The organism is Clostridium gallinarum (genome assembly GCF_014836325.1).
Taxonomy (GTDB): Bacteria; Bacillota; Clostridia; order Clostridiales; family Clostridiaceae; genus Clostridium; species Clostridium gallinarum.
Genome location: NZ_JACSQZ010000076.1, coordinates 1 through 13,499 on the forward strand (window position 1 = coordinate 1; position 13,499 = coordinate 13,499).

Annotated in this window: 14 protein-coding genes; 1 reads left to right on the forward strand and 13 read right to left on the reverse strand. The window is 30.1% G+C overall.

What is annotated here, in order from left to right:
- Positions 1-108: 108 nt before the first annotated feature.
- From H9660_RS14540 to H9660_RS14595, 12 genes are all read right to left on the reverse strand, one after another.
- Positions 109-603 carry a deoxycytidylate deaminase gene (locus H9660_RS14540; RefSeq protein WP_191751104.1) on the reverse strand — a complete coding sequence of 165 codons (495 nt, stop codon included), beginning with the start codon at positions 601-603 and terminating at the stop codon, positions 109-111.
- A 310-nt stretch (positions 604-913) separates the two neighbouring features.
- On the reverse strand, positions 914-1,705 hold the full coding sequence (locus H9660_RS14545) for an acetyl-CoA carboxylase carboxyltransferase subunit alpha (RefSeq protein WP_191751105.1): 792 nt from the start codon (positions 1,703-1,705) through the stop codon (positions 914-916).
- Positions 1,706-1,707: 2 nt separating this feature from the next.
- Positions 1,708-2,565: an acetyl-CoA carboxylase, carboxyltransferase subunit beta gene (gene accD, locus H9660_RS14550; protein ID WP_191751106.1), complete on the reverse strand. Its 858-nt coding sequence runs from the start codon at positions 2,563-2,565 to the stop codon at positions 1,708-1,710.
- A 13-nt stretch (positions 2,566-2,578) separates the two neighbouring features.
- Positions 2,579-3,922: an acetyl-CoA carboxylase biotin carboxylase subunit gene (locus H9660_RS14555; RefSeq protein WP_191751107.1), complete on the reverse strand. Its 1,344-nt coding sequence runs from the start codon at positions 3,920-3,922 to the stop codon at positions 2,579-2,581.
- 15 nt (positions 3,923-3,937) lie between these two features.
- On the reverse strand, positions 3,938-4,354 hold the full coding sequence (fabZ, locus tag H9660_RS14560) for a 3-hydroxyacyl-ACP dehydratase FabZ (RefSeq protein ID WP_191751108.1): 417 nt from the start codon (positions 4,352-4,354) through the stop codon (positions 3,938-3,940).
- Positions 4,355-4,363: 9 nt separating this feature from the next.
- On the reverse strand, positions 4,364-4,834 hold the full coding sequence (gene accB / locus H9660_RS14565) for an acetyl-CoA carboxylase biotin carboxyl carrier protein (RefSeq protein ID WP_191751109.1): 471 nt from the start codon (positions 4,832-4,834) through the stop codon (positions 4,364-4,366).
- A 1-nt stretch (position 4,835) separates the two neighbouring features.
- Positions 4,836-6,077, reverse strand: coding sequence for a beta-ketoacyl-ACP synthase II (fabF, locus tag H9660_RS14570; protein ID WP_191751110.1), 1,242 nt, complete (start codon positions 6,075-6,077; stop codon positions 4,836-4,838).
- A gap of 15 nt (positions 6,078-6,092) precedes the next feature.
- Positions 6,093-6,836: a 3-oxoacyl-[acyl-carrier-protein] reductase gene (fabG, locus tag H9660_RS14575; RefSeq protein ID WP_191751111.1), complete on the reverse strand. Its 744-nt coding sequence runs from the start codon at positions 6,834-6,836 to the stop codon at positions 6,093-6,095.
- Complete coding sequence (gene fabD / locus H9660_RS14580; RefSeq protein WP_191751112.1) at positions 6,829-7,782, reverse strand: ACP S-malonyltransferase; 954 nt, start codon at positions 7,780-7,782, stop codon at positions 6,829-6,831. The genes fabG and fabD overlap by 8 nt, the downstream gene beginning before the upstream one ends.
- 12 nt (positions 7,783-7,794) lie before the next feature.
- Positions 7,795-8,721 (reverse strand): enoyl-[acyl-carrier-protein] reductase FabK, encoded by a 927-nt coding sequence (gene fabK / locus H9660_RS14585; protein WP_191751113.1) that lies wholly within the window; start codon positions 8,719-8,721, stop codon positions 7,795-7,797.
- Positions 8,722-8,744: 23 nt separating this feature from the next.
- Positions 8,745-8,966, reverse strand: a complete 222-nt coding sequence (acpP, locus tag H9660_RS14590; RefSeq protein WP_191751114.1) for an acyl carrier protein — start codon at positions 8,964-8,966, stop codon at positions 8,745-8,747.
- A 12-nt stretch (positions 8,967-8,978) separates the two neighbouring features.
- Entirely contained in the window at positions 8,979-9,956 is a 978-nt protein-coding gene (locus H9660_RS14595) for a beta-ketoacyl-ACP synthase III (protein ID WP_191751115.1), read from the reverse strand.
- Positions 9,957-10,386: 430 nt separating this feature from the next.
- Between H9660_RS14595 and H9660_RS14600 the strand changes: the two genes are divergently transcribed.
- Entirely contained in the window at positions 10,387-11,442 is a 1,056-nt protein-coding gene (locus tag H9660_RS14600) for an NAD(P)H-dependent flavin oxidoreductase (RefSeq protein WP_191751116.1), read from the forward strand.
- A 27-nt stretch (positions 11,443-11,469) separates the two neighbouring features.
- Here the strand turns inward: H9660_RS14600 and H9660_RS14605 are convergent, their stop codons facing one another.
- A complete protein-coding gene (locus H9660_RS14605) occupies positions 11,470-13,203 on the reverse strand; it encodes an oleate hydratase (RefSeq protein WP_191751117.1) in 1,734 nt (577 codons plus the stop codon).
- Between the last annotated feature and the right edge of the window lie 296 nt (positions 13,204-13,499).

The following is a 13,499-nucleotide window of genomic DNA, read 5'->3' on the forward strand; positions in this document are numbered from 1 at the left end:
AGCTTCTTGGTAATTACTTTTACTGAACTTTCATCAGTTAGCAAATTACAGCTTTGCTGGGCACGCTCCTAAAGAATGAAAAAGGAAGCTATTGCTTCCATAATTAAATTAAATATCATTTACATCAAATGATATTCCTATATTCTTATTTTTAGGTTCTAGTTTAGTCATCTTAACTCCTGACGCACTAAACATTCTTTTTGATGCTTTCACTATATCTGTATCTGCATATTTATCAGATAAATATACAACTTCTTTAATACCTGACTGTATTATTGCTTTAGCACATTCATTACATGGGAATAAGGCAACATATATTTTTGAACCAACTAAACTTGTTCCTCTACTATTTAATATTGCATTTAACTCTGCATGCACTACATATGGATATTTTGTCTCAAGCATATCTCCTTCTCTATCCCAAGGAAATTCATCATCAGAGCATCCTCTTGGTAATCCATTATACCCTTGACTTAAAATTTTATTATCATTATCAACTATACATGCTCCAACTTGAGTACTTGGATCCTTACTTCTCATCCCTGCTAAAATAGCAACTCCCATAAAGTACTCATCCCAAGATATATAATCACTTCTTTTCAAATAAATCCCCCCTATTTAAATTAAAAATTAAGAATGAAGAATGTAAAATTAAGGTTGTTTTACTACACAAAACTTAATTTTATATCCAAAAATCCTTTACGGATTTTTTCATTCTGTCATTTATTTATCGTTGGTTAGTTCAATGTTAATTGGTTTATATATCTTTATTATAGCATTAAATTCAAAATATTCTATATTAATAATCTTTATATCTTTTCAAACTTAAGTAATGAAATTAGAAAAAAATAAAGATAGTACCTAACGTTTACCAAATTAATGTGTCTTAATAAACGAGATACTATCTTCTATTTTACTTAAATTTTCTAAACCTTTGATATCTTTCTTCTAAAAGTATATTCTTTGGTTTTTTTAATAAAATTTTAAATTCATTAATTAACTCTTCTTTTATAGAGTTTGCAACTAAGTCTAAATTTTTGTGTGCTCCACCTTTAGGTTCTTTTATAATTTTTTCAATTACTCCTCTTTCTAAAAGGTCATAGGAGGTTATTCCCATAATTTCTGCTACATCCTTAGACTTAGATGGATCCTTTAGTAATATTGATGCAAAGCCTTCTGGTGATAAAATTGAATAAACTGAGTTTTCAAGCATCCATACTCTATCTCCACAAGCTAATGCAATAGCACCACCACTTCCACCTTCACCAATTATTATTGATATTATAGGTACACTAATTTGTGCTATTTCAATTAAATTTCTAGCAATAGCTTCACCTTGCCCTCTTTCTTCTGCACTAATACCACAATATGCTCCTGATGTATTTATAAAACAAACTATTGGTCTATTAAACTTTTCTGCTTGCTTCATTAATCTTAATGCTTTTCTATACCCTTCAGGATGTGGAGATCCAAAGTTTCTTTCCATATTTTCCTTTAAATCTTTTCCTTTTTGAATTCCTATTATAGTGATTGGCATATTGTTTAATAAGCCTATTCCCCCTACAATTGATTTATCATCTTTAAATAATCTATCTCCATGCAATTCAAAAAAACTTGTAAATATTTTATCTATATAATCTAGTGTAGTTGGTCTTTCTATCATTCTAGCAATTTGTAATCTGTCATAAGCCTTAATATTCTTCACAACTACACCTCCTTACTTTTATGAAAACTTAAAAGAGTTGAAAGAGCTTTCTTTAAATTTTGTCTTTTTATAATATTATCTATAAATCCGTGTTCTAATAAAAATTCTGCACTTTGAAAATCTTCAGGCAATTTTTCTTTTATAGTTCCTTCAATTACTCTTCTTCCCGCAAAACCTACTAAAGCATTTGGTTCTGCTAGTATTATATCTCCAAGGCTTGCAAAACTTGCAGTTACTCCACCAGTAGTTGGATCTGTTAATACTGTTATATAAAGTAGTCCTGCTTCACTATGCCTTGCTAAAGCACTACTTATTTTAGCCATTTGCATAAGAGATAATATTCCTTCTTGCATTCTAGCACCGCCTGATGCTGTAAATATAACTATAGGTAATTTTCTTTTAGTAGCCGCTTCTATTGCTAAAGTAAGCTTTTCTCCTACTACAGTTCCCATGCTTCCCATTAAAAACTTAGAATCCATTACTGCAATAATAGCTTTGTTACCACCAATTTCACATTCTCCTGTAACTACAGCCTCATTTGCTCCACTTTTTTCTTCATTAATTTTTAGTTTTTCTTCATAGTTTGGAAAATCCATTGGATTTTTTGATCTCATATGTTTATTAAATTCTTTAAAAGAACCTTTATCACAAATTTGATTTATTCTTTCATAACTACCAAGTCTAAAATGATAATTACAATTAGTACATATATTATAATTTTCTTCTAAAGATTTTTTGTATAAAATCTTACCACAATTACTGCATTTTATCCAAGTTCCATCTGGAACTACTGGTATATCTTTTTCTTCTATTTGATTTATGCTTATAACACCATACTGTCTTTTCTTAAAAATCCCCATACTTTTTCACCAACTATAAATTATATTCTTTGCTTATAAAACTAGTATCATAGTCTCCTAAGCGAAATTTTTCATTATTTAAAATATCTATTTGAAATTCAATATTATTTTCAATTCCTTCAATTACAAACTCTTCTAGAGCCCTTAACATCTTATTAATAGCTTCATCTCTATTTCTACCATAAGCTATTAGCTTTGCTATCATCGAATCATAGGTAGGTGGTATTGTATATCCTGTAAATACAGCAGTATCAACTCTTATTCCATTTCCTCCTGGTAAGTTTAGAAATTCTATTTTACCTGGTGACGGAATAAAGCCTTTACTTGGATTTTCTGCATTTATCCTACACTCAATAGCATGACCCTTTATTTCAATATTATCTTGAGAAAATTCTAATCTTTCTCCATTAGCAATCTTTAATTGTTCTTTTACTATATCTATCGATGTAATCATCTCTGTTATTGGATGTTCAACCTGTATTCTTGTGTTCATTTCCATAAAATAAAAATGTCCATATTTATCTACTAAAAACTCTATAGTTCCTGCATTCACATAATTTACTGCTTTAGCAGCACTTATAGCAGCCTTACCCATTTCATGTCTAAGCTCATCACTTAAAATAGTAGATGGCGCTTCTTCTAATACTTTTTGATTTCTTCTTTGTACAGTACAATCTCTTTCTCCTAAATGTACTATATTACCGTATTCATCTCCTAAAATTTGAAACTCTATATGTCTTGGATTTTCAATAAACTTTTCCATATAGATAGTATCATCACCAAAATTAACCTTTGCTTCAGTTTTTGCTGTAAAGTAAGCATTTTCTAGTTCATTTTTATTTTGAACTATTCTTATTCCTTTACCACCTCCACCTAGAGCTGCTTTTATCATTACTGGATATACTATCCTTTCAGCTTCTAAAAATGCATCTTCAACATTTTCTATAATGCCATCACTTCCTGGTATTATAGGTACATCTGCATTTTTCATAATCTCTCTTGCTCTAGATTTATCTCCCATTATACTTATTGTCTTACTACTAGGACCAATAAACTTTATGTTACATTCTTCACAAATTGCTGCAAACTCAGCATTTTCTGATAAGAATCCAAAGCCTGGATGAATTGCGTTACACTTAGTAATTACTGCAGCACTTATTATATTACTTTCATTTAAATAAGAGTCCTTTGATTTAGGCTTACCAACACAAATAGCTTCATCTGCAAGCTGAGTATGCATAGCATCTTTATCAGCTTCTGAGTAAATAGCTACTGTTTTTATTCCAAGTTCTTTGCAAGCCCTTATTATTCTAACTGCTATTTCCCCTCTATTAGCTATCAAAACCTTTCTAATCATAAAAACACCTCTTCACTATCCAACCATAAAGGTTAATTCTGCTTCACAAACCTTCTTCCAATCAACATAAGCAATTCCCTTACCTATTCCTGCTGATCCTCTAATCTTAGTTAGCTCTACTTCTAACCTTAAGGTATCTCCTGGTACTACTTTCTTTCTAAATTTCGCATTATTTATTCCTCCAAAATAAGCAATTTTGCCCTTAAACTCTTCTCTTTTTAATAATGCTACTGCACCAGTTTGAGCTAAAGCTTCAATAATTAAAACTCCTGGCATTACTGGCTCTACTGGAAAATGCCCTTGAAAGAAATATTCGTTCATAGTTACATTTTTTATAGCTACTATCTTATTTCCTTCTAAAGATTCAACTCTATCTATTAATAAAAATGGATACCTATGTGGTATTAATTCCATAATTTCTTTTATATCCAAAATATTCACCTACTTTATTTTAAATAATTCCATTCCATATTCAACTATATCTTCATCACTTCTTAATACTTCAATAATTTCCCCATCATATTCAGCTGTTATTTCATTCATTATCTTCATAGCTTCTACTATACAAAGAACATCCCCTTTTTTCACCTTATCGCCCTTTTGAACATAAGGCTTTCCTCCTGGAGTTCCTGATGAATAATAAGTTCCAACTAAAGGAGATTTAACTACATTAAAATCTTCCTCTTCATTATCAACTTTAATTATTTCATTATTATTTATTATTGTAGTATTATTTTCTGCTGAAGAATTTGATATTTTATTAGAATCATTATCTTTATTTATAATTTCTTTTGAAGTTTCTTCATTTTTACTTAATTTTAATTTGAAGCCTTGGTCCTCTAATTCAAAAACTCTAAGAGAAGATGAATCTATTGACTTTATTAATTCCATAATTTGTTCGTAGTTTAACATATTACTTTCCTCTCCATTTTTTAAATATTACAGTTCCATTATGTCCTCCAAATCCTAGAGAATTAGACATAGCATACTCAATTTCTTTATTTATTCCTTGATTTTTCACTAAATTCAAATCACATTCTTCATCTGGATTTACATAGTTGATATTAGCTGGAATAAACCCATCTTCTAAAGCTTTAATTGATATTATAGCCTCTACAGCTCCTGCTGCTCCAAGTAAATGCCCTGTCATCGACTTTGTAGAACTTACATATACATCCTTTGCAGATTTTCCAAAGGCATTTTTTATTGCTAAAGTTTCCACCTTATCATTAATTTCTGTTGATGTTCCATGAGCATTTATATATCCTATTTCATTATTATTTATATTTGCATCATTCATTGCATCTCTCATAGCTCTATAAGCACCATCTCCATCAAGACTTGGTGAAGTTATGTGATAAGCATCACATGTTGTTCCATATCCTACAACTTCTCCATATATTTTAGCGCCTCTTTTTATAGCACTTTCTAATTCTTCTAAAATTAATGCTCCAGCTCCTTCTCCCATTACAAAACCATTTCTATCTTTATCAAAAGGTATAGAAGCTCTATTTGGATCATCACTTTTGCTAAGTGCAGTTAAAGCTTGAAAACCTGCAACACCAAACTCGTTAATTGATGCTTCTGCTCCACCAACTATAGCTCTATCCAAATATCCATCTTTTATACTTCTATAAGCTTCACCAATACAATGAGTTGATGTTGCACATGCTGTAGTAACACTTAAGCAAGAACCTAAAAGTCCAAATTCAATTGCTATACTTCCAGCTGCAATGTTAGATATTGCTGTTGGAATAGTTAACGGAGAAACTCTATTAGGGCCCTTAGCCACTAAAGTTCTTATTTGATTTTCTATAGTAATAAGTCCACCAATTCCTGATCCAAATATTACACCAAATCTTTCTCTATCAATAGTTTCTAAATCTATATTACTATCTTTCATACACTCTTTTGCTGCAACTAAGGCAAATTGTGTAAATTTATCTAATCTTTTAGCCTCTTTTTTCCCTATATAATCTTCTGCTTTAAAATCCTTGACTTCTGCTGCTACTTTCACTTTAAAATCAGTTGTATCAAAATACGTAATTTTGTCTATTCCATTTTTTCCAATCTTTATAGAGCTCCAAAAACTTTCTATAGAATTACCAATAGGTGTTATAGCTCCTAAGCCTGTAACTACTACTCTTCTCTTCATATTAACTTTCTCCTTTTAATGCATAACCATTCCACCATCTACATTTATTACTTGCCCTGTAATATAGTTTGATAAATCAGATGATAGGAATAAAGCTAAATTAGCGATTTCTCTAGGCTCTCCAATCTTTTTCATAGGAATAGTTTTTAAAACCTCTTCCTTTACTCTATCTGGAAGTACCTTAGTCATATCTGTATTAATATAACCTGGAGCTATTACATTAACATTTATATTTCTTGATGCAAGCTCCCTTGCTATTGATTTTGAAAAACCTATAACACCAGCTTTAGAGGCTGCATAATTACATTGTCCTGCATTACCAGCTACCCCTACTACTGATGAAATATTAATTATTTTTCCAAATCTTTGTCTAACCATTATTGATGATACAGCTTTAGTCATATTAAATGTACCCTTTAAATTAACATCAATAACATCACTAAAATCTTTTTCACTCATTCTTATAAGTAATCCATCTTTAGTTATTCCTGCATTATTTACTAATATATCTATACTTCCAAAAACATTTTTAACTTCATTTACAAAGGCTTCTACTTCCTCTTCATTACTAACATCACACTTAAAAGTTAGGACTTTTGCTCCCATAGAATTTAACTCTTCCACGAAAGCTTTAATTTCATCATTAAAATTTCTATAATTAATTGCAATATTAGCTCCATTTTCTGCTAGAGTTCTTGCTATTTCTTTTCCAATACCTCTTGCACCACCTGTAATTATTGCATTTTTATTTTTAATCATTTAAACCTCCAATTCCTTCTAATGTTTTACTTAAAGATTTTAAATCTTCAACATTAAAAATATTAACCTTTAAACCTTTTTCTCTGCTAATTTCTTTTACAAATCCACTTAATACTCTTCCAGGTCCAAGTTCAATGAAAGTATCTACTCCCATATCTAGCATTTTATTTATACTCTCACTCCACCTAACTGAAGATTTAACTTGTTTACAAAGTATTTCTTTTATGTCTTCTTTATTTTCAATAAAATCAGCTGTAACATTAGATATTATTTTTACTTTTGGATTATTAAAATCTATTTTTTCTAATTCTTCTTTTAATTTAACTGAAGCTTTTTCCAATAAAGATGTATGAAATGGTCCAGAAACTTTAAGTTCAATTACTCTCCTAGCACCAAACTCAAAACATAGCTCCTTTACCTTTTCTACAGCATCTTTTTCTCCACCAATAACAATTTGATTATTAGTATTATAATTAGCAATTTCTACTATTCCAATTGAACTTGCTTCTTCTATTGCTATTTTTATTTTTTCTAAGCTTAAACCTATAATAGCAATCATAGAACCTACTCCTATAGGAACAGCTTCTTGCATAAACCTTCCTCTTTTTCTTACCAATTTAATAGCTTCCTCAAAGCTCAATGCATTTGCAGAAACTAATGCTGAATATTCTCCAAGACTTAATCCTGCAACTACACTTGGTGTAATTTTCTTTTCTTCTAATGCCTTCATTGCCATAATAGAAGTAGCTAATATTGCAGGTTGAGTGTTTTCTGTAATATCTAACTCTTCTTTTTCTCCGTTAAACATTAACTCTTTTATATCAAAATCTAATAAACTTCTTGCTTTATCAAAGGCTTCTCTACAAATTAAAATATTATCATATAATTCCTTACCCATTCCTATATATTGAGATCCTTGCCCTGCAAAAATAAATGCTATCTTCATATTTACTCTCCTTTAAAGGCTATTTTTTATACTTTCAAATTCATTAAACATTTCTTCAATTATTTCTTTAGCACTTTGTCTTTTATTTATAAGACCTGAAATTTGTCCAGCCATAAGTGATCCATTTTCAATATCTCCATCCTTTACAGCTTTTCTTAAAGCGCCTCTTCCAAGCTCCTCTATTTTTTCAATTGGAGCATTTTCCTTTTCAAGATTCATATATTCTCTTGCTAGTTTATTTTTTATAACTTGAACAGGGTGTCCTGTTGGTCTTCCTGTTACAACAGTATCTATATCTTTTGCTTTTAAAACAGCTTCTTTATAGTTATCATGTATAGTGCACTCATCTGCAACTAAAAATCTTGTTCCTACTTGAACACCCTCAGCACCTAACATAAATACTGCAGCAATTCCCCTTCCATCTCCAATTCCGCCTGCTGCTATAACTGGAATATTTACTGCATCAACAACTTGTGGTAATAAGACCATAGTTGTTAATTTTCCTATATGTCCTCCAGCTTCGCAACCTTCAGCAATAATTGCATCTGCTCCAGCTCTTTCCATCCTTTTTGCTAAAGCAACTGATGCTACTACAGGAACAACTTTTATTCCAGCCTTCTTCCACTTTTCCATATACTTACCTGGATTTCCTGCCCCAGTTGTAACTACTTTAACTCCTTCTTCTATTACTATTTCCGATAATTCATCCGCATTTTCAGAAAGTAGCATTATATTTACACCAAATGGTTTATCAGTTAACTCTTTAGCTTTTCTTATTTCTTCTCTCACAAAGCTTGCAGGAGCATTTGCTCCTGCAATTATTCCAAGACCACCTGCATCTGAAACTGCAGCTGCTAAAGAACTATCTGAAACCCATGCCATTCCCCCTTGAAAAATAGGGTATTTAATATTTAACAAATTGCAAATATTATTATTCATGAGCCTTCCTCCAAATTTCTTTTTTATATAACGCTTTCTATATACTTTACAGCATCTCCTACAGTTTTAATATTTTCAACATTTTCAACTTTTACATTAAAAGCATCTTCTAAATCCATAACTACTTGGAATAAATCTAACGAATCTGCTCCTAAATCTTCAATAAAGCTAGTTTCTAACTTTACATCTTCTTCATTAACTCCTAATTGATCTACAACTATTTCCTTAATTTTTTCAAATACCATTTTCTTTTCCTCCTAAAATTTAATTAATGCTCCAGCCCAGGTTAATCCTCCACCAAAAGCTGCTAAAATTATTTTATCACCTTTATTAATAAGACCTTTTTCAAAAAGTTCACTTAAAGCTATTGGAATACTTGCTGCTGATGTATTTCCATATCTATCAACATTAACATAAAACTTTTCTTTATTAATCTTTAGCCTTCTTGCTGCTTCATCTATTATCCTTAAATTAGCTTGATGAGGAACTATAAATTTAATATCATTTATATCTTCATTACTTTTTTCTAATAGCTCTCTAACTATTTCAGGTAATACAGAAACAGCAAATTTAAATACTTCTCCACCTTTCATTTCTATATATCTTTTTTCCTCTAAGTTATCAGAAATAAATGGTGTATTTATTTTAAGTTCTGCTGCAACTAATGATTTTTCACCTAAGTTTCCATCAGCTGCAAAACAAGTGCTAATAATACAATCATCATTTTCAGAAATCTCTAATATAGCAGCCCCAGCTCCATCTCCAAAAAGTACACAAGTACTTCTATCAGACCAGTCTACTATTTTGGAAAGCACTTCTGAGCCTATTACTAAAGCTTTCTTTTTGCCTGTAGTTTTTATTAAACTAGATGCAACTATCAATGAATATACAAACCCAGAACAAGCTGCAGAAATATCAAAGGCTGCTGCATTTTTACAATCTAAAAGACCTTGAATGCTACATGCTGTAGATGGCATCAATTTATCTGGTGAAGTAGTTGCTACGATAATTAAATCTATATCATCTTTACTACACTTACTATTTTCTAAGGCATTTAAAGCTGCTTTATATGCCAAATCAACAGTTCCTTCCCCAGTTGATATCCTTCTTTCTTTTATACCGGTTCTCTTTATAATCCATTCATCAGTAGTCTCAACTATCTCTTCTAAATCAACATTTGAAACTATATTTTCAGGACAATAATGACCAAATCCTAGTATTTTTACTCCCTTCATTATTCGCCTCTTTCTAAAATATAAAGTTTCCACTTTTATTTTTAATCAAATATTTTTATTATCAAACTATTTGCATATGTTAAGCTATTTTATTTGTATTTAATATCCTAAAAATTTAACTATTTGTATTAGAAAATTATTTTTTATAAATATAATAAATAATGATTCCAATAAAATAAAATTTAATACATAGTATAGTCAAATGGATAGAAATATTATTCAATACTTCATATTATCAAGAGCTTAATCTTACCACCTCCTTAAATATTTTGATTATCAAAGTAATATCATCATAATAATACCATTTTTTTCTTTTGTCAATATTCATAATATTTTTTTAATAATATTGTTTTTTTTAATTTACTAGATTATACTATTAATAATATTTTGATTGTCAAAGTATTATTTTTTTATTAAAAGGAGTATATTTATGAATATTAAGCCATTAACTATAGGAAATTTAATTGCCAAAATCCCTGTAATTCAAGGGGGAATGGGAGTTGGTGTATCATTATCTAATCTTGCTGGAGCAGTTGCAAAAGAAGGTGCTATAGGTATTATTTCCGCTGCTCATTCTGGATATTTAGAAGAAGATTTTGAAACTAATACATTAAAAGCTAATTTAAGAGGGCTAGCTAAACATATAAAAAAAGCAAAAGAAATAAGCTGTAACGGAATAATAGGTGTTAACGTAATGGTTGCTATGAATAATTATGTAGAACATGTTAAAACAGCTATTGAAGCTGGTGCAGATTTAATAATATCTGGTGCTGGTTTACCTTTAAGTTTACCTGAAATAACCGAAAATAGTTCCATTAAGATAGCTCCTATTGTTTCATCTTCAAAAGCTGTTAGAGTTATACTAAATTATTGGAAAAAGCATTTTAACAGAACTGCTGATGCTATTGTTGTTGAAGGTCCATTAGCTGGTGGTCACCTTGGTTTTAAGAAAAATAATTTAGAAGAAGAAATAAGTAATTTTGATACTAATATTTTAAATGTTATTAATGAAGTTAAGAATTTTGAAAAAGAGTTTAATAAATCAATACCAGTAATTGTTGCTGGAGGTGTATTTTCACATGATGATTTTGTAAAATGTTTAAATCTTGGTGCAAGCGGTGTACAAGTAGCTACTCAATTTGTGGCTACACATGAATGTGATGCTCATATAAATTTTAAAAAAGCATATGTAAATTGTAAAAAAGAAGATATAGAACTTACAATAAGCCCTGTAGGAATGCCTGGCAGAGCTATTAAAAATAAACTAACCGAACAATTAAAAAACGGAAAAATTAAAGTTACTAAATGTTACAACTGTTTAATTCCTTGCAACCCTGCTGATACTCCTTATTGTATAAGCTCTGCTTTAATAAAAGCTGTAAAAGGAGACATAGAAAATGGACTTGTCTTCTGTGGTGCTAATGCCTACAAAATAAATGAAATTGTATCAGTAAAAGATATTCTTAATAAATTAGTTTTTAATTAAAAAAAGCTGCCTTTTGGGCAGCTTTTTTTAGCTATATGATTTTTTTAATGCTTTCATCATAACTTTAGGATCTTTTTTATAAGGTGTTACTGGTGCTATTTCTTTATGTTTTATATTTAATAATGTATATACAGCGATTCTTGCTGCACGAACTGAGTATTCTTCTGTAAATACCATATCCTCTGGTATTTCAACAAATTGGCTTATCATAGCAAAATTTGTTGACCCTTCTGGAACAACCTTAGGTCTATCTGTCATTTTTCTAGGTTGGAATTGTGAATCTATGTATGGCATCATACATGGTATTACATTCACTACAGTTTCCATAATCTCATCAATTTTATCTTCAAAATGAAGATGATGTAAAAGTTCTATTAATATTTCTTCTCCAGTACAATCTTTCATAGGTTTCTTTACATAATCTCCAACTCTATCTGTGTAAAGACCATATCCCCAGAAAATAGTTGTGTCCATTGGTTGATTTTTAAAGTGTGGCTGTGCTGCTACAACTATGCTCATTAACCAGCTTGAATCTCTAAATGTCATTAAAGCTCCACTTCCTGGTATATTCCCTGAAAATTGTTCTATAAGCTTTAATAATTTGTTTCCCTTGCAAGTAACAGTAAAACTTTCCCAATTAGTCTTGTCTGGATTACTAAAGAAAGGTATTGGATTTCCTAAACCCATTTTTTTCTTTGCTACTCTTTCCCAAAGTTCTCCTGACATTGGTCTTTCAGTCTTGTACTCTGGTGCTGTATTAAAATCACCTAATGTAGCATTATCTGTCATACATCCATTAGTCATAATACATAAGTCATCTTCTTTTAGCTCTATTATTTTTTCTCCATCTTCATTAGTAATATGAATTGCAGTAGCAGTTATTCCTTCACCTGGTTTAAAGTCTATATCTGTAACAGTTGCATTTATACTAAAATCTACATTATGCTTACTTAAATATTCTTTAATAGGCAAAATAACTGATTCATATTGATTATATGGAGTACGTGTAACTCCCTCTAATGTTTCTATACGAGAAAATTCAAATATCATACGTTCCATATAACGCTTAAATTCAAATAAACTTGACCATTTTTGGAAAGCAAAGGTTGTTTGCCACATATACCAAAAATTAGTTGTAAAGAAATGAGGAGTATGTCTAAACCAATCTTCTATAGTTAAATCATCTAACTTTTCTTCTGGCATCATCATTAATTTACCTAATGCTAAACGATCTGAATTGTTAAATCCCATACTCTTTACATTGATTTTATTACCATTTTTATCTATTAAACGTGCTTGAGCATGAGTTGGATGTAACTTATCAAAATTTAATATTTCTTCAGTTACACTCATTCCTGGCATATCAATTGATGGTATTGTGTTAAATAGTTCCCAAAAGTTTTCATATGTTTCCTCATTAAGCATTCTTCCGCCTCTACATATGAAACCACTTTCTGCATTTCCAGCTCCATCATTGCTTCCACCTAAGATATGAAGGCCCTCTATAATATGAATATTTTCACCCTTAAAATTACAATCTCTTATTAAATATGCAGCTCCTGCTAATGAAGCTAAGCCTCCTCCAATGAAATACGCTTGTCTTTCTCCATTCTCAGAAAAATTTTCACTAAAGCTTATAAATGACTCTTTTTTATCTTTATTGTCTTTTATTTTCTTTGCAGCTGCTGCTACAGCCGCTGCACCTGCTATAGCTCCAACTACTAACAAAGGATTTACTTTACTATTGTTTTTCTTAGCCATAAAATATTTCTCACCTTTCCTATATCTTTCTACTTCTAATAATATTATATTTTACCCAATTTAAAAAGTATTTAGACAATTTTTATTTTCTTATAAAAAATATTAAAAAAGTGTTAAAGTATCATATCCAGGTTCCGTCACAAGCTCCAAGTCACCTTGCTATGATACTTTAACACTTCCAAACTAAAGGAAGGAAAGTATAAATAGTTAATAATAAGGCATAACTTTTTATACTTTCCTCGTATAATAAAATTATAAAAGCTAATACGAATATTATTACTTTTATAAGTAAACTC